This is a genomic window from Actinomycetospora lemnae, from assembly GCF_028737315.1.
Classification (GTDB): Bacteria; Actinomycetota; Actinomycetes; order Mycobacteriales; family Pseudonocardiaceae; genus Actinomycetospora; species Actinomycetospora lemnae.
Genome location: NZ_JAQZAO010000017.1, coordinates 1 through 23,279 on the forward strand (window position 1 = coordinate 1; position 23,279 = coordinate 23,279).

Annotated in this window: 29 protein-coding genes; 6 read left to right on the forward strand and 23 right to left on the reverse strand. The window is 74.0% G+C overall.

Going from position 1 to position 23,279, the window contains the following annotated elements:
• Together PGB27_RS26460 and PGB27_RS26465 are read left to right on the forward strand one after the other, a co-directional pair.
• Positions 1 to 202 (forward strand): hypothetical protein (locus PGB27_RS26460; RefSeq protein ID WP_274203441.1); only part of this gene is annotated, 202 nt, incomplete at its 5' end.
• A 26-nt stretch (positions 203 to 228) separates the two neighbouring features.
• Complete coding sequence (locus PGB27_RS26465) at positions 229 to 1,005, forward strand: IclR family transcriptional regulator (RefSeq protein ID WP_274203442.1); 777 nt, start codon at positions 229 to 231, stop codon at positions 1,003 to 1,005.
• Between the two features lie 4 nt (positions 1,006 to 1,009).
• Here PGB27_RS26465 and purU read toward each other — a convergent pair whose 3' ends face one another.
• Complete coding sequence (purU, locus tag PGB27_RS26470; RefSeq protein ID WP_274203443.1) at positions 1,010 to 1,876, reverse strand: formyltetrahydrofolate deformylase; 867 nt, start codon at positions 1,874 to 1,876, stop codon at positions 1,010 to 1,012.
• Between the two features lie 10 nt (positions 1,877 to 1,886).
• Positions 1,887 to 3,251 carry an L-serine ammonia-lyase gene (locus PGB27_RS26475; protein ID WP_274203528.1) on the reverse strand — a complete coding sequence of 455 codons (1,365 nt, stop codon included), beginning with the start codon at positions 3,249 to 3,251 and terminating at the stop codon, positions 1,887 to 1,889.
• Between the two features lie 99 nt (positions 3,252 to 3,350).
• Between PGB27_RS26475 and PGB27_RS26480 the strand changes: the two genes are divergently transcribed.
• Positions 3,351 to 4,019, forward strand: a complete 669-nt coding sequence (locus PGB27_RS26480; RefSeq protein WP_274203444.1) for a GntR family transcriptional regulator — start codon at positions 3,351 to 3,353, stop codon at positions 4,017 to 4,019.
• Between the two features lie 54 nt (positions 4,020 to 4,073).
• Here PGB27_RS26480 and PGB27_RS26485 read toward each other — a convergent pair whose 3' ends face one another.
• The 7 genes from PGB27_RS26485 to glyA are packed head-to-tail and all read right to left on the reverse strand — an operon-like array spanning position 4,074 to position 13,328.
• The gene (locus tag PGB27_RS26485; RefSeq protein ID WP_274203445.1) at positions 4,074 to 4,580 is read right to left on the reverse strand and encodes a cyclodeaminase/cyclohydrolase family protein; all 507 of its coding nucleotides are present in this window, start codon (positions 4,578 to 4,580) and stop codon (positions 4,074 to 4,076) included.
• Positions 4,581 to 4,630: 50 nt separating this feature from the next.
• Complete coding sequence (locus PGB27_RS26490) at positions 4,631 to 7,099, reverse strand: GcvT family protein (protein WP_274203446.1); 2,469 nt, start codon at positions 7,097 to 7,099, stop codon at positions 4,631 to 4,633.
• Positions 7,100 to 7,131: 32 nt separating this feature from the next.
• Positions 7,132 to 7,734: a sarcosine oxidase subunit gamma gene (locus tag PGB27_RS26495; RefSeq protein WP_274203447.1), complete on the reverse strand. Its 603-nt coding sequence runs from the start codon at positions 7,732 to 7,734 to the stop codon at positions 7,132 to 7,134.
• Between the two features lie 4 nt (positions 7,735 to 7,738).
• Positions 7,739 to 10,516 (reverse strand): 2Fe-2S iron-sulfur cluster-binding protein, encoded by a 2,778-nt coding sequence (locus tag PGB27_RS26500; protein ID WP_274203448.1) that lies wholly within the window; start codon positions 10,514 to 10,516, stop codon positions 7,739 to 7,741.
• Positions 10,513 to 10,773, reverse strand: a complete 261-nt coding sequence (locus PGB27_RS26505) for a sarcosine oxidase subunit delta (RefSeq protein WP_274203449.1) — start codon at positions 10,771 to 10,773, stop codon at positions 10,513 to 10,515. The genes PGB27_RS26500 and PGB27_RS26505 overlap by 4 nt, the downstream gene beginning before the upstream one ends.
• A 21-nt stretch (positions 10,774 to 10,794) precedes the next feature.
• Entirely contained in the window at positions 10,795 to 12,042 is a 1,248-nt protein-coding gene (locus PGB27_RS26510) for a sarcosine oxidase subunit beta family protein (RefSeq protein WP_274203450.1), read from the reverse strand.
• Positions 12,039 to 13,328 carry a serine hydroxymethyltransferase gene (glyA, locus tag PGB27_RS26515; protein WP_274203451.1) on the reverse strand — a complete coding sequence of 430 codons (1,290 nt, stop codon included), beginning with the start codon at positions 13,326 to 13,328 and terminating at the stop codon, positions 12,039 to 12,041. Before glyA ends, PGB27_RS26510 begins: the two co-directional genes overlap by 4 nt.
• Positions 13,329 to 13,437: 109 nt before the next feature.
• On the opposite strand from glyA, the gene PGB27_RS26520 reads away from it, so the two are divergent.
• Entirely contained in the window at positions 13,438 to 13,680 is a 243-nt protein-coding gene (locus PGB27_RS26520) for a hypothetical protein (protein ID WP_274203452.1), read from the forward strand.
• 7 nt (positions 13,681 to 13,687) lie between these two features.
• Here the strand turns inward: PGB27_RS26520 and PGB27_RS26525 are convergent, their stop codons facing one another.
• Genes PGB27_RS26525 through PGB27_RS26535 form a run of 3 tightly spaced genes read right to left on the reverse strand, consistent with a single transcriptional unit; the run spans position 13,688 to position 14,600 of the window.
• On the reverse strand, positions 13,688 to 13,870 hold the full coding sequence (locus PGB27_RS26525; RefSeq protein ID WP_274203453.1) for a hypothetical protein: 183 nt from the start codon (positions 13,868 to 13,870) through the stop codon (positions 13,688 to 13,690).
• A gap of 14 nt (positions 13,871 to 13,884) precedes the next feature.
• The gene (locus PGB27_RS26530) at positions 13,885 to 14,148 is read right to left on the reverse strand and encodes a DUF3817 domain-containing protein (protein WP_274203454.1); all 264 of its coding nucleotides are present in this window, start codon (positions 14,146 to 14,148) and stop codon (positions 13,885 to 13,887) included.
• On the reverse strand, positions 14,145 to 14,600 hold the full coding sequence (locus PGB27_RS26535) for a hypothetical protein (protein ID WP_274203455.1): 456 nt from the start codon (positions 14,598 to 14,600) through the stop codon (positions 14,145 to 14,147). Before PGB27_RS26535 ends, PGB27_RS26530 begins: the two co-directional genes overlap by 4 nt.
• A 156-nt stretch (positions 14,601 to 14,756) precedes the next feature.
• On the opposite strand from PGB27_RS26535, the gene PGB27_RS26540 reads away from it, so the two are divergent.
• Positions 14,757 to 15,182, forward strand: coding sequence for a MarR family winged helix-turn-helix transcriptional regulator (locus PGB27_RS26540; protein ID WP_274203456.1), 426 nt, complete (start codon positions 14,757 to 14,759; stop codon positions 15,180 to 15,182).
• Positions 15,179 to 15,619: a DoxX family protein gene (locus tag PGB27_RS26545; protein WP_274203457.1), complete on the forward strand. Its 441-nt coding sequence runs from the start codon at positions 15,179 to 15,181 to the stop codon at positions 15,617 to 15,619. Before PGB27_RS26540 ends, PGB27_RS26545 begins: the two co-directional genes overlap by 4 nt.
• A 6-nt stretch (positions 15,620 to 15,625) precedes the next feature.
• On the opposite strand, the gene PGB27_RS26550 is transcribed toward PGB27_RS26545, so the two are convergent.
• The 11 genes from PGB27_RS26550 to PGB27_RS26600 form a co-directional block, all read right to left on the reverse strand.
• The gene (locus tag PGB27_RS26550) at positions 15,626 to 16,054 is read right to left on the reverse strand and encodes an SRPBCC family protein (protein WP_274203458.1); all 429 of its coding nucleotides are present in this window, start codon (positions 16,052 to 16,054) and stop codon (positions 15,626 to 15,628) included.
• An 11-nt stretch (positions 16,055 to 16,065) separates the two neighbouring features.
• Positions 16,066 to 16,731 carry a helix-turn-helix domain-containing protein gene (locus PGB27_RS26555; RefSeq protein WP_274203459.1) on the reverse strand — a complete coding sequence of 222 codons (666 nt, stop codon included), beginning with the start codon at positions 16,729 to 16,731 and terminating at the stop codon, positions 16,066 to 16,068.
• A gap of 33 nt (positions 16,732 to 16,764) precedes the next feature.
• Entirely contained in the window at positions 16,765 to 18,087 is a 1,323-nt protein-coding gene (locus PGB27_RS26560; RefSeq protein WP_274203460.1) for an FMN-binding glutamate synthase family protein, read from the reverse strand.
• On the reverse strand, positions 18,088 to 18,819 hold the full coding sequence (locus PGB27_RS26565) for a glutamate synthase (RefSeq protein ID WP_274203461.1): 732 nt from the start codon (positions 18,817 to 18,819) through the stop codon (positions 18,088 to 18,090).
• On the reverse strand, positions 18,807 to 19,700 hold the full coding sequence (locus PGB27_RS26570) for a class II glutamine amidotransferase domain-containing protein (protein ID WP_274203462.1): 894 nt from the start codon (positions 19,698 to 19,700) through the stop codon (positions 18,807 to 18,809). Before PGB27_RS26570 ends, PGB27_RS26565 begins: the two co-directional genes overlap by 13 nt.
• 99 nt (positions 19,701 to 19,799) lie before the next feature.
• Entirely contained in the window at positions 19,800 to 20,099 is a 300-nt protein-coding gene (locus tag PGB27_RS26575; RefSeq protein ID WP_274203463.1) for a hypothetical protein, read from the reverse strand.
• Positions 20,096 to 20,809, reverse strand: a complete 714-nt coding sequence (locus PGB27_RS26580) for a hypothetical protein (RefSeq protein ID WP_274203464.1) — start codon at positions 20,807 to 20,809, stop codon at positions 20,096 to 20,098. Before PGB27_RS26580 ends, PGB27_RS26575 begins: the two co-directional genes overlap by 4 nt.
• Positions 20,810 to 20,811: 2 nt before the next feature.
• Complete coding sequence (locus PGB27_RS26585; RefSeq protein WP_274203465.1) at positions 20,812 to 22,293, reverse strand: APC family permease; 1,482 nt, start codon at positions 22,291 to 22,293, stop codon at positions 20,812 to 20,814.
• On the reverse strand, positions 22,290 to 22,472 hold the full coding sequence (locus PGB27_RS26590; RefSeq protein ID WP_274203466.1) for a hypothetical protein: 183 nt from the start codon (positions 22,470 to 22,472) through the stop codon (positions 22,290 to 22,292). Before PGB27_RS26590 ends, PGB27_RS26585 begins: the two co-directional genes overlap by 4 nt.
• Positions 22,469 to 22,945: a hypothetical protein gene (locus PGB27_RS26595; protein WP_274203467.1), complete on the reverse strand. Its 477-nt coding sequence runs from the start codon at positions 22,943 to 22,945 to the stop codon at positions 22,469 to 22,471. Before PGB27_RS26595 ends, PGB27_RS26590 begins: the two co-directional genes overlap by 4 nt.
• Positions 22,942 to 23,241 carry a hypothetical protein gene (locus PGB27_RS26600; RefSeq protein WP_274203468.1) on the reverse strand — a complete coding sequence of 100 codons (300 nt, stop codon included), beginning with the start codon at positions 23,239 to 23,241 and terminating at the stop codon, positions 22,942 to 22,944. The genes PGB27_RS26595 and PGB27_RS26600 overlap by 4 nt, the downstream gene beginning before the upstream one ends.
• Positions 23,242 to 23,279: the final 38 nt, after the last annotated feature.

The following is a 23,279-nucleotide window of genomic DNA, read 5'->3' on the forward strand; positions in this document are numbered from 1 at the left end:
GGAGAGACCGATGTCCATCACCCCCGAGGACCGCGACCCGTCCGGGACCGAGGTCGGCGAGACGCGCTACCGCGACGCCTTCGCGGTGGCCGACGAGCTGGCCGTGCACGGCAGCGACTGCGTCTGCCCGCGCTGCGCCGCGCGCCTGCCCGGCCTGCTGACCGAGCTCGCGCGCGCCATCGAGAAGGACACCGTGGACTGACCCCGCGGTCGGTCCACACCTCGATCATGAGCACCTCGGGCACCGGCGCCTCCGCGGTCCAGTCCGTCGACCGCGCGGTCACCATCCTCGAGATGGTGGCCGCGCGGGGCGAGGTCGGGATCACGGAGATCGCCGAGGGGCTCGACGTGCACAAGTCCACCGCCTCGCGGCTCGTCGCCGCCCTGCAGCACCGCCACCTGCTCGAGCAGCTCTCCGACCGCGGCAAGTACGCGCTGAGCTTCGGCATCGTGCGCCTGGCGGCCGCGACGACGGGCCGGCTCGACATGGCCCGCCTCGGCCAGCCCGTCTGCCAGCGCCTGGCCGAGGTCCTGGGCGAGACGGTCAACCTCGCGATCACCGACGGCGAGGCGGGCATCACCGTCGCGCAGGAATTCGGCACCGCCACGATCGCCTCCCAGAACTGGGTGGGGCGCCGCAGCCCCCTGCACGCCACGGCCGCGGGCAAGGTCCTGCTGGCCTGGGCGCCCGAGGACGAGCGGCGCGCGGTGCTGCGCCGGCGCCTCGCGCGCTACACCGACGACACCATCACCGAGGTCGTCGCCCTGCGCACCGAGCTCGCGCGCGTGCTGGACGAGGGCCACGCCCGCTCGTTCGAGGAGCTCGAGGTCGGTATGCACGCGGTCGCGGTGCCGGTGTTCGCCGCCGACGGCTCCGTGGCCTCGGCGCTCTCGGCGACCGGCCCGGTCTACCGCCTCCCGCGCCGCCGCGCCCGCGCCATCGTCGCGGACCTGCGCGAGGGCGCGGCGGAGCTCTCGGCGAAGCTCGGCCACCGCGGGGAGTAGGCCCTCAGCGGAAGACCACCGTCCGGTGGCCGTCGACCAGCACCCGACGCTCGCAGTGCCACCGCACCGCGCGGGAGAGCGCGAGGGCCTCGGCGTCGCGGCCCACGGTCTGCAGGGCCCGGGGGTCGTAGGAGTGGTCGATGCGCACGACCTCCTGCTCGATGATCGGGCCCTCGTCGAGGTCGGCGGTGACGTAGTGCGCGGTGGCGCCGACGAACTTCACCCCGCGGTCGTAGGCCTGGTGGTAGGGCTTGGCGCCCGCGAAACCCGGCAGGAACGAGTGGTGGATGTTGATCGCGCGCCCCCGCAGCGCCGCGCAGGTGCGGTCCGAGAGCACCTGCATGTAGCGGGCGAGCACCACCAGCTCGACGTCGAGCTCGTCGACGATCCGCAGCAGCTCGGCCTCCGCGTCCGGCTTCGTCGCCGGCGTCACCGGCACGTGGACGAAGGGCAGGCCCGCGGACTCGGCCATGGGGCGCAGGGTCTCGTGGTTGCTCACCACGCCGACGAGCTCGGCGCCGAGGCTGCCCGAGCGCCAGCGGAAGAGCAGGTCGTTGAGGCAGTGCCCCGACGTCGACACCATGACGAGGACCCGGGGCGCGGTCAGCCGGTGGAACGCGTGCTCCATGGCGAACGCCTCGGCGACCGGCGCGAAGGCGGCCGCGACGGCGTCGAGGTCCGTGCCCGCGGGCGCGGACACGCGCGTGCGCAGGAACAGGCGCCCGCTGACGGGGTCGTCGAACTGCTGGTGCTCGACGATGTCGGCGCCGTACGCGGCGAGGTGGCCGCTGACGGCGCGGACGATGCCCGCACGGTTCGGGCAGCTCAGGGTCAGGACGAACGAGTCGGACGAGTCGGACGAGTCGGTCACGCGGCGCTCCTCAGCACTCCACGACGGTGAGAGCCAGCCCGCCGCGGGCCGTCTCCTTGTACTTGACCTTCATGTCGGCGCCCGTCTCGCGCATCGTCCGGATCGCCTTGTCCAGCGAGACGTGGTGGACGCCGTCCCCGCGCACCGCCATGCGCGCTGCGGTGATCGCCTTGACCGACGCCACGGCGTTGCGCTCGATGCAGGGAATCTGCACGAGCCCGCCGACGGGGTCGCAGGTCAGGCCGAGGTTGTGCTCGATCCCGATCTCGGCGGCGTTCTCGACCTGCTCGGGCGAGCCGCCGAGGAGCTCCGCGAAGCCGGCGGCGGCCATCGAGCACGCCGACCCGACCTCGCCCTGGCACCCGACCTCGGCACCCGAGATCGACGCGTTGCGCTTGAACAGCAGGCCGACCGCGCCGGCGGTGAGCAGGAAGCGCACGACGGCGTCGTCGTCGAACCCGGGCAGCGAGCGGGCGGCGTGGTGCAGCACCGCGGGCACGATCCCGGCCGCGCCGTTGGTCGGCGCCGTGACCACCCGCCCGCCCGCGGCGTTCTCCTCGTTCACGGCCAGCGCGTCGAGCGTGACCCGGTCCATGTCGGTGCACCCCGCGCCCTCCTCGTCGAGGCGGCGGCGCAGGTCGGGCGCGCGCCGGCGCACCCGCAGGCCGCCGGGCAGCACGCCCCCGGTGCGGCAGCCGCGCTCGACGCACTCGCGCATCACCGACCACAGGTGCAGCAGGCCCGCCCGCGTCTCCTGCTCCGGGCGCCACGCCGCCTCGTTGGCGAGCACGACGTCGCTGATGCGCAGGCCGTGCGACCGCGCGATCGCGACGAGCTCGTCGCCGCTGGTGAAGGGGTGGCGCTCGGGCGTCGCGTCCTCGCGCAGCACCGGCCCGCCGGTCTCGTCCTCGTCGAGGACGAAGCCGCCGCCCACCGAGTAGTACTCGCGGCGGGCGAGCTCCTGGCCGTCGGCGTCGACCGCCGTGAAGACCATGCCGTTGCTGTGGAACGGCAGGCGCTTCGTCCGGTGGAGCACGACGTCGTCGGCGACCGAGAACGCGATGACGTGCTTGCCGCCGAGCGCGACGCGGCCCTCGGCACGGGCCGCCGCGACGAGCGGCTCCGCCTCCACCGGGTCGACGAGGTGGGGCTGCTCGCCGCACAGGCCCAGGACGACGGCGCCGACGCTGCCGTGCCCGTGCCCGGTGGCCCCGAGCGAGCCGAACAGCTCGGCACGGACACGCGCGACGCGGTGGAGCCGGTCGGTGTCGTGCAGCCGCGAGACGAAGAGGAACGCCGCCCGCATCGGGCCCACGGTGTGTGAGCTGGACGGGCCGATCCCCACCTTGAACAGGTCGAACACCGAGATGGCCACGGTCACCCCCGGGCGCTGGGAGAGCAATTGATGTTGAACTAGTATATCAATATCGCACGCATAGGAGAAGAGCTGCTCCATCTGTTGTAGGCTCCGCCCGTGACGGTTCTCCCGGACGAGCAGGAGTCGAGCCCGCCGCTGTCGCTGTCCGAGCGCGCCTACCAGGCGATCCAGGACAAGCTGATCATGCTGGACATCCCACCCATGGCCCCGATCGACGAGGTCGCGCTGGTGGAGTCCCTGGGGGTGGGCCGCACGCCGGTCCGCGAGGCGCTCAAGCGGCTCGAGGTCGACCGGCTGGTCGTCTCGTACGCGCGCCGCGGCACGTTCGCCACCGCCGTCGACATCACCGACCTGGCCTACATCTCCGACATCCGCGTGCAGCTCGAGCCCCTGGCCGCGCGCCGTGCCGCCGAGAACGCGGGCGAGGCGGTGCGCGCGGACCTGCGCGACCTCGCGGACGCCACCGAGGCGCTCGACGTGCCCGCGCTGACGCGCGACGAGCTCATGCGCTGGGACATGCGGGTGCACCGCGCGATCTACAGCGCCGCGGGCAACCCGCACCTCGAGGACACGCTCGTGCGCTACGACAACCTCGCGACGCGCATCTTCTGCCTGTTCCTCGACCGCATGCACGACTTCGTCTCCCACGTCGAGGAGCACGCCGGCCTGCTGCGCACCATCGCCGACGGCGAGGCCGACGTCGCCGCCCGCCGCGCCCGCCAGCACGTGCTGGGCTTCGAGAAGGCGATCCGGGCGGTCATCTGACGCACGCACGTGAGCGGACTCCGGAGCTGTCGCGCCACAGTCCGCTCACGGGGGTCAGCGGTGGATCTGCTCCCGGACCACGGCGGTGACCTTGGCGGCGCGCAGGACGACGTCGTCGACGGGGTCGATCGCGAGGAGCAGCTCCTCGCGGTCGGCCGGGTCGGTGATCGCGACCAGGTGCGATTCGACGTCGACACGCGCCGTGCCCACCGCCGCGCGCAGCGCCTCCGCGGCGTTGGCGACGTCGGTGACCGACGCGCGGTCGCCCATCGGGCGCAGGGTCTCGGCGAGCGTCAGGGCGCGCTCGGCGACCTCGATGACGCGCACCGCCGCCCGGGCGCCGTCCGCCGGAGCGGCGCCCGGGCTCTGGGTGGCGAGCCCCAGCGCGACCTCGCGCAGCTCGTTCGCCGACTCCCCCGTGCGCCCGCCGACCGACGCCGCGGCCCGGGCGACGAACGCGGCCCCGAGCGCGGCGTGGAGGGCGGCGCCGGCCCGCCCGCCCGGGCCGCCGCCGGGGGCCGCGAAGGACTCGAGGACCTGTTCGACCGTCTGGCTGCGCACAACGCCTCCCACGGGGTCGTCCGGCGTCGCGTCTCCGGCCGCCGACGTCTTCAGCGCCGGATCCGCGCCATCTCCGGGTCGACCAGCGGCTCGCTGGCGACCGTCGCCCGCACGGGATGCCCGAAGTACGAGATGTCTACGGGGGTCCCGGGCGCGAGTGCCGCCGGCAGCCAGGCGTACGCGATGGGCCGACCGACGGTGTGACCGAACGCCGCCGACGTCACGTAGCCGGCGGGCTCTCCGTCGACGAGGACCGGCTCGTGGCCCAGGACCACGCTGCGCCCGTCGTCGACGGTCAGGCAGGTCAGCGACCGCGTGACGTCCTGGGCTCCCGGGGCCGTGACGGCCTCGCGCCCGACGAAGTCGCCCTTCGTCGAGGGCCGCACGGCGAAGCCGACGCCGGCCTCGTACGGGCTGTGCTCGGTCGTCATGTCGGCACCCCAGCTGCGGTAGCCCTTCTCCAGGCGCAGGCTGTTGAACGCCGCCCGGCCCGCGGCCACGACACCCAGGGGAGCGCCGGCGCGCCACAGCACGTCCCAGAGCCGCTGCCCGTACTCGGCCGACGTGTAGATCTCCCAGCCGAGCTCGCCGACGTACGACAGCCGCATCGCCGTCACCGGGATGCCACCGATCTCCGCGCGCGTGGCGCGGAAGTACTTCAGGCCCTCGTGCGACAGGTCCGCCGACGTCAACGGCTGGACCAGGTCGCGGGCGAGCGGGCCCCAGACGCCGATGCAGCACGTGCCGCCGGTGATGTCGCGGACCGTCACGTCGGGCTCGCCGGCCGCTTCCTGCGTCAGGAGGTGGACGTCGAGGGGGCCGTTGGCGCCGACCTGGAAGAGGTCCTCGCCGAGGCGGGCGACGGTGAGGTCGCTGCGGATGCCGCCGGCCTCGTCGAGAGCGAGCGTGTAGGTCACGGCGCCGACGGACTTGTCCATCTTCCCGGTGGTGAGCCGGTCGAGGAGGGCGAGCGCCCCCCGCCCGGAGACCTCGATCCGGGTCAGCGGCGTCATGTCGTACATGGCCACCGCGGTGCGCGTCTTCCACGCCTCCACCGCCGCGATCGGCGAGTGGAAGCGCGCCGACCAGGCATCGCGCGACGGCGGCGCCCACTCCGGCGGCAGCTCCGCGACCAGCGGCGCGTTCGCCTCGTACCAGTGCGGGCGCTCCCAGCCGTGCGACTCGAGGAACACCGCGCCCAGCTCGGTCTGCCGCCCGTGGAAGGGGCTCGTGCGCACCTCGCGGGGCGAGAGGCGCGGCTGCAGCGGGTGCACGACGTCGTAGATCTCGACGAAGTTCTGCTGCGACGTCTCGCGCACGTAGTCGTCGGCGAGCTGGAACTCGTCGAAGCGGTGCACCGAACAGCCGTGCAGGTCGATCTCGCTGCGCCCGTCGACCAGCAGCTGGGCGACGCTGCGCGCCACGCCCGCGGAGTGCGTGACCCACACGGCCTCGGCGATCCAGAAGCCCGCGACGTCCGGCGACTCGCCGATGAGCGGCCCGCCGTCGGGGGTGAAGGAGAAGACGCCGTTGAACCCGGAGTCGACCTTCGAGTCCTGCAGCGAGGGCAGCAGCAGGCGGCTCTCCTCCCACTGCGGCGCGAAGTCCTCCTCGGTGAACGGCAGCATCGAGGGCTGCCGGGCCTCGGTGACGTCGTCGGTCTCGGGCAGCTCGGTGAGCGACACCGGCATCGGGCGGTGGGCGTAGGAGCCGATGCCGATGCGGTCGTTGTGCTCGCGGTAGTACAGGTCCTGGTCCTGGTGGCGCAGGATCGGCAGCCGTGCCTCGATCGCCTCGTCGTTGCGGCCGACGAGGTCGGGCACCTGGCCGGTGAACACGTACTGGTGCGCGAGCGGCAGCAGCGGCACGCGCATCCCGACCATGTCGCCGATCGCCTGGCCCCAGAAGCCGGCGCACGACACGACGACGTCCGCCGGGACGAGGCCCTGGTCGGTCTCGACGCCGGTGACCCGCCCGCCCTGCTGGGCGACGCCCGTCACCCGGGTCGAGCCGCGGAAGACCGCGCCCCGCGCCTGCGCCCGCCGCATCAGCGCGGTGACGGCGCGGGCGGCCTTCGCGAGCCCGTCGGTGGGCGTGTGCAGGCCGCCGAGGATCCGCGACGGGTCGATCAGCGGGTGGAGCCGGGTGCACGCCTCGACGTCGACGACCTCGGCCGGGACGCCGCGGGCGGTGGCCCAGCCCTGCTTGCGGTGCAGGTCGGCGAGCCGCTCCGGGGTCGTCGCCACCTCGAGCCCGCCGACCTGGTTGAAGCACCAGGCGCCCTCGACGTCGAGACCCAGGAACTTCTCCACCGTGTAGGAGGCGAACTCGGTCATCGTCTTCGACGCGTTGGTCTGGAACACCAGGCCGGGGGCGTGCGAGGTCGAGCCGCCGGCCAGCGGCAGCGGCCCCTGGTCGAGGACCGTGACGTCGGTCCAGCCGCGGGCGGTGAGCTCGTCGGCGAGGTTGGCGCCGACGATGCCGGCCCCGATGACGACGACGCGGGGGGTGGTGCTCATGGCGTCTCCAGGACTTCTCGGACGAGACGGGGCTACGGGACGGGCTGGGGGACGAGCTCGCCGGCGGCGTCGACCAGGAGGTCGGCGACGTACGCGGCGAAGGAGGGGCGGACGAGGATCTGCAGGTCGTCGACGTCGTGCGCGACGAGCAGGACCCCGGACTGGCCGAGGAGGGTCTGGGCGCAGCGCCCCGCCGGGAACGACGCGGGGCGCAGGTCGAGCGCGCAGCCGAAGGAGAGCAGCTCCCGGGCCGCGCCCCGCACCCGCAGGCTCGTGCGCTGCGCGGAGACGTCGACCGCCATCCCGCCGTGGGCGGCGGCGACCTCGTCGACGTGGAACTCCCAGTCCTCGGCGCTCGCGGCGGTGCTGGTCAGCAGCCACTCGTCGGGCCCGAGGCGCAGCGCGGCGCCGGTGGGGTGCGCGGTCCAGGTGTCGGGTGCGGACGGCAGCGCCGCCCCGATCGCCGCGGCGACGGCCGCCGGGCCGGTGCCGCGCGGGTCGAGACGCAGGTCCACGGCGGCGACGGGTGCCTCGAGCTCGAGGCGGACCGCGCCGGCGGTCTCGTCGGCGACCGTCGCGAGGAGCCCCCGCCGGTCGGCCAGCGGGTGGGTCGGGGTGAGGGTGCGGTCAGCCATCCGATCAGCCATCTCTGCGGGCTCCTTCGGGGTCGACGAGCACGGACTCGCCGATGCGGGCGGCCACGAGCTCGTCGCCGACGGGCACGTGCACGACCTCGCCGAGCCGCTCCCGACCGCCCTTGACCAGGGCGAGCGCGAAGGGCCGGGCGAGCGCGGCGCTGTGGTAGCTGGACGTGACGTGCCCGAGCATCGGCACGGGCGCCGGGGGCAGCCGGCCGTCGTCGCAGTGCGCCACGATCTGGGAGCCCTCGGGCAGCCTGGTGGCGCCGTCGGTGGGCAGCAGGGAGACGAGCTGCTTGCGCAGCGGGTTGCGGTTCTCCGGGCGGGCGTAGGAGCGCTTCCCGACGAAGTCGTCCTTCTTCTTCGACACCGCCCAGGCCATGCCGAGGTCGTGGGGCGAGACGGTGCCGTCGGTGTCCTGGCCGATGATCGGGTAGCCCTTCTCGGCGCGCAGGACGTGCATGGTCTCGGTGCCGTAGGGCGTGATGCCGTGGGGCGCCCCGGCCTCGACCAGCCGCTCCCACAGCGCCGGCGCGTACCAGGAGCTGACCGTGACCTCGAACGCCAGCTCGCCGGAGAACGAGATGCGGGCCAGTCGCACCGGGACACCGTCGAGCGAGGTGTCCTGCCAGGTCATGAAGCCGAACGCCTCGTTCGAGACGTCGACGTCCGCGAACACCGTGCCGATGACGTCGCGCGAGCGGGGACCCGCGACGGCGGCGATCGACCACTGCTCGGTGACCGAGGTCAGCCGCACCCGCAGGTCGGGCCACTCGGTCTGGAGCCACTCCTCCATCCAGTCGAGGACGGCGGCGGCGTTGCCCGTGGTGGTCGTGACGAGGTAGCGGTCCTCGGCGAGGCGCAGCACCGTGCCGTCGTCGAAGACCATGCCGTCGTTGCCGCACATCACGCCGTAGCGGACGCGGCCGACCTTCAGGCTCGACATCAGGTTCGTGTAGAGCCGGTCGAGCAGCACCGGCGCGTCGGGGCCGCGGACGTCGATCTTGCCGAGCGTCGAGGCGTCCATGATCCCGACCGAGGTGCGCACCGCGGCGCACTCGCGCAGCACGGCGGCGGTCATGTCCTCGCCGGCCTGCGGGTAGTGCCGGGCGCGCTGCCACTGACCGACGTCCTCGAACTCGGCGCCCGCGGCCACGTGCCAGGCGTGCAGCGCCGTGGTGCGCACCGGGTCGAACAGGTCGCCACGCTCCCGGCCGGCGAGGGCGGCGAACGCCACCGGCGTGTAGGGCGGCCGGGCGGTCGTGGTGCCGACCTCCTGGATCGGCCGCCCGGTGAGCTCGGCGAGGATCCCGAGCGCGATGATCCCGGACGTCTTGCCCTGGTCATGGGCGGTGCCGATGGTCGTGTAGCGCTTGACGTGCTCGGGGTGGGTCATCCCGGCCCCGACCGCCCGCTCGACGTCGGCCACGGTGGCGTCGCGCGCGACGTCGACGAACTGCCGCGTCGGGTCGCCGGGGGTGCGCCAGAGCACCAGCGTCGGCTCCGGCCACTCCTCGGGCGGGGCGACGGGCGCGTCGGGGCCGCCGGCCTCGCGCAGGATGTCGGCCAGCGCGAAGGTGCCGTTGGCGGCGCCGACCACGGCGACGTCCGGCGGCAGCTCGCCGGGACGGAACGCGCCGATGACCGGGTCGTAGGCGAGCGAGCCGCCGACGTGGCTGGCCAGGTGCGCGGCGGGGTTCCAGCCGCCGCTGACCAGCAGCAGGTCGCAGGGGACCTCGCGGCGCTCAGAGCTCGTGAGGGCACCGACGAGGGCGGCCGTCACGCGGTCCTCGCCGCGGGTGCCGTGGACGAGCGTGCCGGTCTCGACCGGGATGCCGCGGTCCTCGCAGCGCCGCCGCCCGGCCTGCGGCGCCCGCTCCCGGGCGTCGAGCACCCGGACGCGCGCGCCGGCGTCGGCGAGGTCGGTCGCGGCGGCGTAGGCGGCGTCGTCGCTGGTGAACACGACGACCTCGCGGCCGGCGAGCACGCCGTGGCGGTGCAGGAGGTCCCGCGCGCTCGCGGCCAGCATGACGCCGGGCCGGTCGTTGTCCTCGACCACGACGGGGCGCTCGATGGCGCCCGCCGCGACCACCACCCGCCCGGCGCGGATGCGGTGCACGCGCTGGCGGGTGCGTGGCCCCATCTCGATGACACAGTCGCCGCGGCGCTCGAGGGCGAGGACGAAGCCGTCGTCGTAGTGCCCGAAGGCGGTGGTGCGCTGGAGGTGGACGACCCCGAGGGCCGCGAGCTCGGCGACGGTGTCGGCGACGAACTCCAGCGACGGCCGGCCGTCGATCGTCTCGGTGCCGGTGAGCGTGCCGCCGGCGGTGGGCCGGTCGTCGACGAGCACGACGCTGCGCCCCGCGCGGGCGGCGGTGCGGGCGGCCACGAGCCCCGCGGGCCCGGCGCCGACGACGAGCACGTCGCAGTGCGTGTGCCGGCGGTCGTAGCGGGCGGTGTCGGGGACCTCGGCGAGGCGGCCCTGCCCGTTCACCCCGCGCACGACGAGCCCGTCGGTCGCCTCGACCGTCGCGGCCAGCAGCATCGGCTCCGGGAACGGCTCCTCGACCTGGACCAGCCCGACCGGGTCCTCGGTCCACGCCGCGCCGATCCCGCGGGGCCGGCCGTACTTGACGCTGGTGTTCTGCGGCCGCGCGTCGTGGGCGAGCAGCACCGACGCGACGGTGTCGCCGGGGTGCCCGGTGTACGCGGTGCCGTCGACGGTCACCGTGACCGTGCGGCTGCGGTCGATGCGGCCGTATCCGTCGACGCGGCTCATGAGGTCATCTCCGGCGGGCTGACGAAGCGGTGGGTGCGGGTGTCGCGGACGGCGGTGAACCAGCGGCGGCAGCCCGCGCTGTGGCTCCACCGCTCCGCGAACGGGCCCTTGGGGTTGTCGCGGAAGAAGACGAAGTGCGCCCACTGCTCGTCGGTCAGCGAGGCGGGGTGCTCGGGGTAGGCCACGTGGGCCTGGCCGCCGTAGGAGAACTCGATCTCCTCGCGGGGGCCGCACCAGGGGCAGGCGATGAGTTGCACGAGAGCTCCCGGGGATCCGGCTCAGTGGGCCACGGCGGCGGCGCCGTGCTCGTCGACGAGGGCGCCGGTGACGAAGCGGTCGAGGCCGAACGGCGCGACGAGGGGGTGGGGGCGGCCGTGGGCGACGGTGTCGGCGAACGCCCAGCCCAGGCCCGGCGTGGCCTTGAAGCCGCCGGTGCCCCAGCCGCAGTTGAGGAAGACGTTCTCGTACGGCGTGTGCCCGACGATCGGGCTCGCGTCCGGGGTGACGTCGACGATCCCGGCCCAGCTGCGCAGCAGGTGCGCGCGGGCGAAGACCGGGAAGAGCTCGACGGCCGCGGCCATCTGGCGCTCGATGACGTGGAACGCGCCGCGCTGGCCGTAGCCGTTGTAGCTGTCCACGCCGGCGCCCATGACGAGCTCGCCCTTGTGGGCCTGCGAGACGTACACGTGCACCGCGTTCGACATGACGATCGTCGGGTGCACGGGCTCGAGGAGCTCGGAGACCAGGGCCTGCAGCGGGTGCGACTGCAGCGGCGCGCGCACGCCGAGCATGTCCAGCAGCGTCGACGTGTGCCCGGCGGCGCAGAGGGCGACCGTGCCGGCGGCGATGGTGCCGCGCGTGGTGCGCACCCCGGTGACGCGGTCGGCGTCGGTGACGAAGCCGGTGACCTCGCAGTCCTGGATGATGTCGATGCTGGCCTCGCTCGCGCGGCGGGCGAAGCCCCAGGCCACGTAGTCGTGCTTGGCGATGCCCGCCCGCGGCTGGAACGTCGCGCCCTGCACCGGGTAGCGGATGTCCGACGAGACGTTGACGATCGGGCAGACCTTCGCCACCTCGTCGGGCCCGAGCCACTCGGCGTCGATCCCGTTGAGCTTGTTGGCCTCGACGCGGCGCACCGAGTCGCGGACGTCCTGCTCGGTGTGCGCGAGGTTGAGCACGCCGCGCTGGCTGAACAGGATCGGGTAGTCGAGGTCCTCCTCGAGCCCCTCCCAGAGCTTGAGCGCGTGCTCGTAGATGCCCGCGGACTCGTCCCACAGGTAGTTCGAGCGGATCAGGGTGGTGTTGCGGGCCATGTTGCCGCCCGCGAGCCAGCCCTTCTCGAGCACCGCGACGTTCGTGATGCCGTGGTTCTTCGCCAGGTAGTGCGCGGTGGCGAGGCCGTGGCCCCCACCGCCGACGACGACCACGTCGTAGGCCCGGCGCGGCTCGGCGTCGCGCCACAGGTGGTCGGGGTGCTCGGGCAGGTCGGCGCCCGGGGGCTTCGGTGCGGTGGTGCCTGCGGTCATGCCGGCGTCTCCGTCTCGAGGGGGTGGCGGGCGGCGAGGGCGGCGACCCGCTCGGCGAGCGCGTCGATCTCGGCGTCGCCGACCTGCGGGCGCAGGGCGCGGGCGACGACGTCGGCGGCCTCGCGGAAGTCGTCGGCGTCGAACCCGCGGGCGGCGAGCGCGGCGGTGCCGATGCGCACCCCGGAGCTGACCATCGGCGGGCGGGGGTCGAACGGGACGGCGTTGCGGTTGACCGTGATCCCGACGCGACGCAGGCGCTCCTCGGCCTGCTTGCCGTCGAGCTCGGCATCGCGCAGGTCGACCAGGACGAGGTGGACGTCGGTGCCGCCGGAGACGACCCCGAGCCCGGGCTCGGCGAGCAGCCGCTCGGCGAGCAGGCGGGCACCGACCAGCGTGCGCTCCTGGCGCTCGGCGAACTCGGGCTCGGCCGCGAGCTTGAACGCGACGGCCTTGGCCGCGACGACGTGCTCGAGCGGGCCACCCTGCTGGCCGGGGAAGACGCTCGAGTTCAGCTTCTTCGCGAGGTCGCGGTCGCCGGACAGGATGATCCCGCCGCGCGGTCCGCCGAGGGTCTTGTGCGTCGTCGAGGTGACGACGTGCGCGTGCGGCACCGGCGAGGGGTGCAGCCCCGCGGCCACGAGGCCGGCGAAGTGCGCCATGTCGACCATGAGGTAGGCGCCGACCTCGTCGGCGATCGCGCGGAACGCGGCGAAGTCCAGCTGGCGCGGGTAGGCCGACCAGCCGGCGACGATGAGCCTCGGGCGGCGCTCCTGGGCGAGCCGGCGGACCTCGTCCATGTCGACGCGCTGGTCCTCGGCGCGCACGTGGTAGGCCGCGACGTCGTAGAGGCGCCCCGAGAAGTTCAGGTGCATGCCGTGGGTGAGGTGGCCGCCGTGGGCGAGCGCGAGCCCGAGGATCGTGTCGCCCGGCTCGAGCAGGGCCGCCATCACCGCCGCGTTGGCCTGCGCGCCGGAGTGCGGCTGCACGTTGGCGTACGCGGCGCCGAACAGCGCGCAGATCCGGTCGATGGCGAGCTGCTCGATCACGTCGACGTGCTCGCAGCCGCCGTAGTAGCGCCGGCCGGGGTAGCCCTCGGCGTACTTGTTGGTCAGGACGGAGCCCTGCGCCTGGCGGACCGCGAGCGGAGCGACGTTCTCGCTCGCGATCATCTCGAGCGTCCGGTCCTGCCGGCGGACCTCGTGCTGCACCTGGGCGTGCACCTCGGGGTCGGCCTCGGCGAGCGTGCGGTCGAGCGCCCGGGCCGCGGGGTCGACTGTGATCGTCATCCGCGATCCTCATCGTAGCCAACTGATATATCTGACGGCGATGACTGTAGACAGGCACGTTCCGCAGGGTCAACACTTGGGGCGCGCCGGAATCGGAGGAGGTCGCGGGATGCGCGAGGGCACACAGGAGGGCTCGGTCGACACCGAGCTGTGGGCGGCCGGGTTCGAGATGGGCCGGCTGGACCAGCAGCTGGCCGCGCGGATCCTGCGCGACCAGAAGGTCGGGCTGACGATCCGCAGCGTCAACAGCGGCGAGGCCGCGGTGATCGCGCGGCGGTACGGCTACGAGCTGGACGTGAGTCCGGTCGAGGAGCCGGGACGCGTGTGGGCGGTGTTCTCGCCCGTGGCGTGAGCCCGCGTCACTCCTCGAGGGTCACGAACAGCGCGCTCATCGACGTCTCGCCGGGCAGGCCGCCGGACAGCGGGTGGCCGATGGCCAGCTCCATCCCGGTGACGACCAGCAGCGCGAGCAGGAAGATCCCCAGGGCGGCGACGACGTGACGACCCGGGCCCGGGGATGCGGAGCGCGCTCTCTTGGTCACGGGGAGATAACGACTCACCCGGACAGGCGATACGGGCGCTCCCCGAGGAGGACGGCCGCCACCCAGCCCCCGACGCCGGGGACGAGGCTCAGCCCGGCGGCGCGTGACCGCCACCCGGCACGGGCCACCGTCAGCGCGATGGCGGCGAGGTACGCGGTGCCGTGGACGGGGCCGACGAGCGCGGCGACGCCGTCGAGGTGCACCGTCACGCGGTTCGCGATGAGGACCACGAGGCTGACGAGCTCGACGGTGGCGGCGATCCGCAGCGGCACGCTCACACCCCCGTGCTCGACCCGGGCCGCACGATCATCAGCACCGTCACCACCGCCCACAGGAGGTTGAACACGCCGGTGGCGGCGGCGAGCCGACCGGTCGACGCGGCGAGGGCGTCGCGCGGGCCGGCGCCCTCCAGCAGCACCCGCTGGCGGGGCAGGACCATCCCCGCGAGCACCCCCGCTGCGGCGACGGTGAGCACGATCGACACCAGGACCCACGGCTCGGTGAGCACCCCCATCGACGACGCCGTCGCGAGCCCGAACACCGGGACGGCGATGCCGACGAGGGCGTACGTCCGGCAGATGCGGGCGAGCACGGGCAACCGCGCCGCCGCCCCGGGATCGTCGCCGAGGGCCCGGCGCGCCTCGGGCGGGAACATGCTGGCCGCCACGCAGACGGGGCCGATCGCCACGATCGCCACCAGGACGTGGACGGCGAGCAGGACCGCGCTCACGCGCCGGCCCCCGCCGCGCTGACGAGCAGGTCGAGGGGGTCGAAGCCGTCGACGAGCACGATCCGGACGTCCACGGGCACCTCGCGATCGCTCTGTTCCAGTCTGCCTGAAACAGGTTACAGTCCGACTGCAACCCCGGCCAGTAGGGTGCTCGCCGTGACGTCCGGGGAGCCGCCGACCAGCCCCGCGTTCCTGCTGATGGCCCTGGGTCGCCGCCTCCGCGAGCAGGTCGAGGAGGGCCTGCGGGCGGAGGGGATCGCGCTGCGGCACGTCTCGGCCCTCGGCCACCTCGCCCGGGAGCCGGGGCTGTCCTACAGCGAGCTCGCGCGGCGCGCCGGGGTCACCCCGCAGAGCATGCAGGCCACGCTGACCGCCCTGGAGCAGCGCGGGGCCGTGGCCCGCGGCACCGACCCCGGGCGGGGGCGCACCGCCGAGCTGCACGTCACCGAGGAGGGCGCACGCCTGCGGGAGGCCGGGATGCGGATCGTCGCCGACGTCGACGCGCGGCTGCGCGAGCGGTGGGACGACGAGGAGCTCCGCGTGGTGACGGCGGCGCTCCTCGACGTGCTCCGGTCGCCGTGAGCACCTCCTCCCGCGTCGGTGCGGTCCTGCGCACCGTCGCGCGCGTCGTGCTCGGCCTCGCGCTCATCGGTGCCGGGACGGCGCACCTCACGGTCGCCCGCGTCGCGTTCCGGGCGCAGGTGCCGTCGTGGTTCCCCGCCGACGCCGACCTCGTCGTGCTCGTCTCCGGGGTGGTGGAGATCGTCCTGGGGCTGGCGCTCCTCGTGCTCGCCCGCCGGCGCGTCGTCGTCGGCCTCGTCGTCGCCGCGTTCTTCGTCGTGATCTTCCCGGGCAACATCGCGCAGTTCGTCGAGCAGCGCCCCGCCTTCGGGCTCGGCACCGACCGGGAGCGGGGCGTGCGGCTGCTCTACCAGCCGGTCCTCGTGGCGTGGGCGCTCTGGTCGACCGGGGCCTGGGGCCCGCTCGTGGCGTGGTTCCGGCGGCGTCGCCCGGGCTGACGCGCCTCAGCAGCCCTCGGCCAGCGCGGCGAGCCGGTCCAGGGAGGCCGCGAGGCGCTCGGTGGTCGTCGCGCGGGCGCGCACGAAGCGCCCCTCGTCGGTGAGGTGGGTCCAGTCGTAGGTGTGCGTCACCGCCGTCCGCCCCTCGGCGAGGGGCTCGAGCTCCCAGCGCCACACGTGTCCCGGCGGCTCGGCGCCCGGCTCGGCGGGACGCCAGGCGAGCCGGCGGCCCTCGTCGAACTCGACGACGTGGTTCTCCCGCTCCTCCCCCATCGTCAGCCGCACGGTGAAGACGTCGCCGACGGCCCGCACGCGCTGGCCCTCGACCGCCTCGGCGAGGTTGTCGTTGCCGTCCCACAGCGGCTGGCGCGCCGGGTCGGCGATCAACTCGAAGATCGTCGCCGCCGGCGCGGCGACCTCCCGGCGCGCGCTCACCACCCGTGACATCAGGCGTGCCCCGCCGCGTGCGCCGTGTCGTGGGAGCTGCCCTCGGGGTGCGAGTGCGCCACCACCGACAGGAAACGGATCGGCAGCGTCAGCAGCTCGCGGGGCCCGTGCGCGCCCTCCCCGTCGAGCTGCAGCGCGTCGCCCGGGTGGAGCGTGTAGCTCGCCGAGCCGTGCCCGTAGACCATCGAGCCCTCCAGCATGTACAGCAGCTCGGTGCCCGGGTGCTGGAACAGCGGGAACACCTCGCTGGACTCGGTGAGGTGCACGAGGTGCGCCTCCATGCGCTGGTGCGGGCCCCGCAGCCCGCCGAGCAGCGTGTAGTCGTGCCCGACGCGCGTCCCGCGCGCCACGATCCGCGCCCCGGCCCCCGCCGGCGTGTGCACCGCGTCGCCGGGACCGTCGGCGTCGCGGAAGAACGACGAGACGGGGACCTCGAGCGCCTCCGCGAGGCGGGCGATGCTCGTGAGGCTGCACGAAATCTGCGCGTTCTCGATCTTCGAGAGCGTCGCCTTCGCCATGCCGGCGCGGGCCGCGAGCTCGGCGACGGTGCGCCCGTCGAGGCGGCGCAGCTCGCGGACGCGCGCGGCGATGGCCCGTTCCAGCCGGCCGTGGTGGTCGGCCGGGGCGTCGACCTCACGCGCGGCCGGACCCTCCGGTCGCCCCATCAGATCAACGTATCGGGCCGGTGCACGCCGCCGTCAGCTCCCGATCCCGGGGATCCAGGACGTGCCCGCCAGCGGCACCCGGGCCATCGCGGCCGCCTCGATGGTCAGCGCGACGAGGTCCTCGGGCTCGAGGTGCTGGACGTGGGCCTTGCCGCAGGCCCGGGCCAGGGTCTGGGCCTCCATGGTCAGCACCCGCAGGTAGTTCGCGACACGGCGCCCGCCCTCGACGGGGTCGAGGCGGCCGGCGAGCTCGGGGTCCTGGGTGGTGATCCCGGCGGGGTCGCGGCCGTCCTGGAAGTCGTCGTAGTAGCCCGCGGCCGACCCGATGGCCTCGTACTCCTCGGCGTACTGCGGGTCGTTGTCGCCCAGCGCGATGAGCGCCGCGGTCCCGATCGCCACCGCGTCGGCACCGAGCGCCATGGCCTTGGCGACGTCGGCGCCGGTGCGGATGCCGCCGGAGACGATGAGCTGGACCTTGCGGTGCATCCCGAGCTCGCGCAGCGCCTGCACGGCCTGCGGGATGGCCGCGAGGATCGGGATGCCGACGTGCTCGATGAACACCTCCTGGGTGGCGGCCGTGCCGCCCTGCATCCCGTCGACCACCACGACGTCCGCGCCGGCGGCGACGGCGAGCTTGACGTCGTAGTACGTGCGGGTCGCGCCGACCTTGACGTAGATCGGCTTCTCCCAGTCGGTGATCTCGCGCAGCTCACCGATCTTGATGGTCAGGTCGTCGGGGCCGGTCCAGTCGGGGTGCCGGCACGCGGAGCGCTGGTCGATGCCCGCCGGCAGGGTGCGCATCTCGGCGACCCGATCGGAGATCTTCTGGCCGAGCAGCATCCCGCCCCCGCCCGGCTTGGCGCCCTGCCCGAGCACCACCTCGATGGCGTCGGCGGCCCGCAGGTGGTCCGGGTTCATGCCGTAGCGGCTGGGCAGCAGCTGGTAGACCAGCGTCTTCGACTCGCCCCGCTCCTCGTCGGTCATGCCGCCGTCGCCGGTGGTCGTCGACGTGCCCACCTCGGAGGCACCCCGCCCGAGCGCCTCCTTGGCCTGCGCCGAGAGCGCACCGAAGCTCATGCCGGCGATGGTCACGGGGATGTCGAGGTGCAGCGGCCGCGTCGCGTGCCGGTCGCCGAGCACGACGTCGGTGTCGCAGCGCTCGCGGTAGCCCTCCAGCGGGTAGCGCGACATCGACGCGCCCAGGAACAGCAGGTCGTCGAAGTGCGGCACCGCCCGCTTGGCGCCCCACCCGCGGATGTCGTAGACGCCGGTGCGCGCGGCGTGCTGGATCGCGGCGATGGACGCGCGGTCGAACGTCGCCGACTCGCGCAGGCCCCGCTCCGAGGGATCCTTCATCTAGTACGTCCCCGAGTGCTCGCTGGTGAAGTGGTACAGACCCCGCGCCGAGCCGTAGCGGCGGAACTCGCCCGGGTCGTGGTCGAACCCCGCGGCTCTCAGCAGCTCGGCCAGCTCCGCGCGGTGCTCCTCGCGCATCTCCTTCTCGACGCAGTCCGCGCCCAGCGCCCCGACCGACCCGCGCACGTAGAGCCGTGCCTCGTAGATCGAGTCGCCCAGCCCGTCCCCGGCGTCGCCGCACACGACCAGGCGCCCGGCCTGGGCCATGAACGCGCTCATCGGGCCGACCGAGCCGCCGACGACGATGTCGATGCCCTTCATCGAGATCCCGCAGCGCATCGACGCCGACCCCTCGATGACCAGCAGCCCGCCGCGCCCCGTGGCCCCGGCCGACTGCGACGCGTCCCCGCGTACCCGCACCGTGCCGGACATCATGTTCTCGGCGACGCCGTTGCCCGCCGACCCGTCGACCACGACGTGCGCCAGCTGGTTCATGCCGGCGCAGAAGTAGCCGGCGTGCCCGCGGACGTGGACGTCGATCTCGTCGTGGATGCCGGCGCCGATGGAGTGCGCGCCCTGCGGGTGGAGCACCTCGTAGGACGTCGCGGTGGGCGCGTGGAGCTCGGCGTTGAGCTGCCGCACCGTCGCGGAGGCGAGGTCGATCGTGACGGTGTGCACGGTGTGCACGGCGCTCTCGCGCGCGTCGGCCTCGGAGCGGCTCAGCGCTGCCACGTGTACACCTTGCCGGGGTCGGGCTCGAAGATCCGGGCCTCGTCGATGCCGGGCAGGTCGGCCAGCGCCCGGAACTCCGAGGCCATCGCCACCCAGCGCGGGTGCTCGGCGATCACCGCGGGCTTGCAGGCGATCTCGTCGCGGACCACGGCGAAGCCGTCCGCGGTGGTGACGAGCAGCGTGTAGAAGCCGTCGAACGTCTCCCCCAGGCGCAGCAGCGCCTTCTCGAGGTCGTCGCCCTCGGCCAGGCACGCCGCGACGAACCGGGCTCCGACCTCGGAGTCGTTCTCCGAGTCGAACACGACGCCCTGGCGCGCCAGCTCGCGACGGATCGTGGCGTGGTTGGAGAACGAGCCGTTGTGCACCAGGCACTGGTCGGCGCCCACCGAGTACGGGTGGCAGCCCTCCGGGTTGATCGCCGACTCCGTCGCCATGCGGGTGTGGGCGAGGCCCTGCCAGCCGGTGACGTCGCGCAGCCCGTAGGTGCGGGCGAGGTCCTGCGGGTGGCCGGCCCCCTTGTAGACGACGAGGTCGGTGCCGCTGCCGACGACCAGCGCGCCGGGGGCGGCCGCGGCCACCGCCGCGATCAGCGCGTCGACCGCGACCGGAGCGGTCAGCACCGTCGTGTCCCCCGCCGCCTGCGTCGTGACCGCGGGCGTGCCCGGGAGCAGCCCGGCGACGGTCGTGGCGAGGTCGCCCGGCGCGCGCAGCACCGACACGGCCGCGTGACCCGGCGGGTTGCGCTCCTCGTCGCCGTAGACGGCGATGCCCACCGAGTCGGGCCCGCGCTCCGAGACCCCGCAGAGCATGTCGTCGAGCAGGCGCCCCAGCATCGGGTGCAGCGCGGGGTCGCGGAGGTGGAGACCGATGATGCCGCACATGGCGCTCTGCCTTCCTGCGTCGGAGGGGAGGACCGGGTCGAGCCGAGGGTCTTGAGGAGAAACTACGTTGCCCGCCACGAAACGTCGACCGTCGGACGACTACCCCGTCGTCGTCCCCGCCGCCGAGCCCGCTGTCGTGTCGGACGCCGTGTCCGCGGCCGCCCGGCGCGACGCCCAGGTGTAGGCGTCCAGGACGCTCACCGCGTAGACGAACAGGCCCCCGGCCAGACGGCCGACGAGGGACGTCTCCGGGCTCGTGAGCTGCCAGGTGATGACGCCGAGCAGCAGCGTGTAGAAGGCGAACATCAGGCCGCGGACCGGCAGGCGGGCGAGCACGTGCCCCATGCCGGGCAGGACGACGGCGACGAGGAGCACCAGCCAGGGCCGCACGCGCATCACGCCACCGTCCTCGTGCTCGTGCCCGCCGGCACCCGGTCCCCCACGGCGTCGCCCACCGCGGTGAGGACGTCGAGGGCCCGGCGCACGGCCGCGGCGTCGGCGCGCGTCCGGTCGAAGACCGCGCGGCGGGTGGTGCGGTAGCTCGCCTGGTCGCCCTCGGCGACGCGCAGGACGACGCGGACGCCGCGGCGCCCGATGCCCAGCTCCTTCGTCACGGGATCCGCCAGGAGGTCGGCGGCCGGGTCGAGGGCGCGGGCCAGCGCCGCCGGCGCGGGTGCCCGGTCCGCCCCGGCGCAGGAGACCCGGGACGGCCGCGGGACGCCCGGGGGCGGCGGGAGCTCGTGGGGGAAGCCGGCGTCGGGCGAGAAGACCTCGCAGCCCTGCGGGCGCAGCAGGACGTTGACGGTGCCCGCGACCTCCAGCGGGCGCTCCACGAGGACCTCCACCCACAGCACGGGCAGCTTGCGCAGGGCCAGCGTGTCGACCAGCGCCCGCACCGTCACCGGGCGGCCCTCCCACCGCCCGGTGAGCACCGGGTAGCCCCGCGACGGGTCACCGGACAGGCGCGCGTCGGCGAGCAGCGGCACGACCTCGTCGAACAGCTGCGCGCGCTCCGCGGCGTCGGCCCGGCGCGCACCACGGTGCAGCACGGTCAGCGCGACCGTGGCCGCCACGAGCACCAGCAGGACGCCGGCCGTCGTCGGCGACACCGTCAGTACCCCTGCGGCCGGGGCAGGTCCGCGGTGAACTGCGCGCCGCGGCGGACGAACTTGTAGCGGCGCACCACGAACCAGATCGAGGCGAGCAGGTAGAACGCCAGGATCGAGAGCAGGGCGATGCCGTACCCGAGGAACGTCGCGAAGAAGACGACGGCCGACAGGGCCAGCAGCGCGATCGCCGGCGCCGGGTGCAGCGGCAGCGTGTAGGCCCGGCGGATCGTCCCCAGCGGCCACAGCTTGCGGAACCTCATGAAGCTCGGCCCCATGAAGCTGTACATCAGCAGGCCCGACAGGATCGAGAACGTGATCACCGTCGAGAGCAGCGTCGGCTCGTCGAGCACCACGGGGAGCAGCGCGAACGCGATCGCCACCGGCACGAGGAACACGATCGCCCGGAAGGGCGTGTGGTACCGCGGGTGCACCGCGCCGAACCACTCGGGCAGGTAGCGGTCGCGGCCCATCGAGAACCACGCCCGCGAGGCGTCGTTGATGCACCCGTTGGCCGACGCGAGCGTCGCGCACAGCGTCCCCAGCAGCAGGAGCACCACGAGGACGTCCTGCCCGGAGACGAGCGCGGCGTCGAACAGGGGTGTGATCGCCGTGCCCAGGTAGTGCCAGGGCAGGACGCCGGCACAGACGAACCAGGTCAGCGACGCCGCGATGATCAGCGTCATGATCCCCGCGAGGCTGCCCAGCGGCACCGACCGCGGCGCCGACCGGCACTCCTCGGCGGCCTGGGCCGTGCCCTCGATGCCGAGGTAGAACCACATGCCGAACTGGAACGCGGCGATGACGCCGACCCAGCCGTAGGGCAGCGCGTTCGTCGCGTCGCCCGCGAGGCCCGCGAGGTCGAGCTCGGCCGTCGGCGACCAGGCCCGCAGGCCGATGAACAGGACCAGGATGGTCGCGAAGGCGAACCCGGTGATGACGAGGTTGAGCGTGAGCGACGCGAACACCCCGCGGTAGTTGAGGAACGCCAGCGCGAGGATCGCGAGCACCGCGAACGGGTAGGGCGAGAGCTCCTGCTCGCTGCCCAGCAGCCCGGACAGGGCGGTGAGCAGCGAGCTCAGCACGTTGGCGTTGGCGGCCTCGAGCATCGTGTACGCCAGCGTCAGGTACAGGCCCACGTTGAACGCCATGAGCGGCCCGACCGTGTGCTTGGCCTGGGCGTACTGCCCGCCGGCGGCCGGGATCGCCGAGGTCACCTCGGAGTTGATCATGACGATGCAGGTGTAGAGCAGGCCGACCACCCAGCAGGCGACCAGCGCGCCGTACATCCCGCCCTTCTCGACGGCGAAGTTCCAGCCCATGAACTCGCCGACGAGGACGATGCCCACGCCCAGCGCCCAGATGTGCATCGGGGCGAGCACCCGGCGCAGGGCCGGGCGCTCCGTGGTGGGCGGGCCCGCGGCGGGGGCGGCGGTCGTAGGGGCGGTGGTGGGCGCGGTGGTCGGGCGGTCCTCGGTGGCGCTCATGCCGACCTCACCCCTGCGTCGTCACCGGCGACCGGCGGGTCGTCCAGCGGATCCGGGGCGTTGACCAGCGTCGACTCGTCGTGCTGGCGACCCACCCGCAGCATGTCGGAGACCAGCCAGATCGCGAGGAGCCCGCTGAGCACCCACGCGACGAGCTCGACCACGGCCACCGTGCTCATGACGTCCTCCCCGGTTCCTCGTCGTGGTCGGGCGTGCGGGCGCCGAACCTCTCCTCGACGACCTCGCGGTACTCGCGGAACGAGACGCGGTAGACGAACGCGAGGTAGGCCGCGAGCAGGACCGCGGTGCCCACCAGCGCCAGGACGTCGATCGCGTACTTGTCCTCGCTCGGCTGGTTGGCCTCGACCCCGGCGGTGATCGTCTCGAGGTCGGCGACCCCGCTGTCGATCATCTTCTGGTACTGCTCACGCTCGCCCGGGGTCAGCGGCAGCTCGGCCAGCGGCCGCGCCGGCGTGGTCGTCGTGTCCGTCGACTCGGTGAGGTAGGTCGTGGCGAACAGGGTCACGAAGATCAGCGCGAGGACGACGACGGCGTCGAGGAGCTGCCCCCGCACCGACTGCTTCGGCGGCTCGTAGTGCTCCTTGTGCTCACCGTGCTCACCGTGCTCCCGGGGCCCGCTCGGCGCGGTCACGACCTGCTCCCGCGCCGGGCCGCCCGGATGGCGTCCAGGTTCTCGATGTCGGGGCGGTAGACCTGCTCCTTCGCCAGCCGGTAGCGCCGGATCAGCGCGATCGCCGAGGCGGTGTTCAGGCCCCCCAGCGCCACCATCGCCACGCCGAGCACCACGAGCAGCGCGGGACCCGGGACCGTCGGGGCGGCGGCGACGTAGACGAACACGAGCACCACCCACATGGCGACCGTGCTGCCGATCGCGAGGAGCCGGTCGCGGCGCAGCAGCGTCGCGATCCGGTCGTCGAGGCTTGCCATCTGCGTGCCTCCGTTCGCGCGCACCGGCGAGCGGTCGG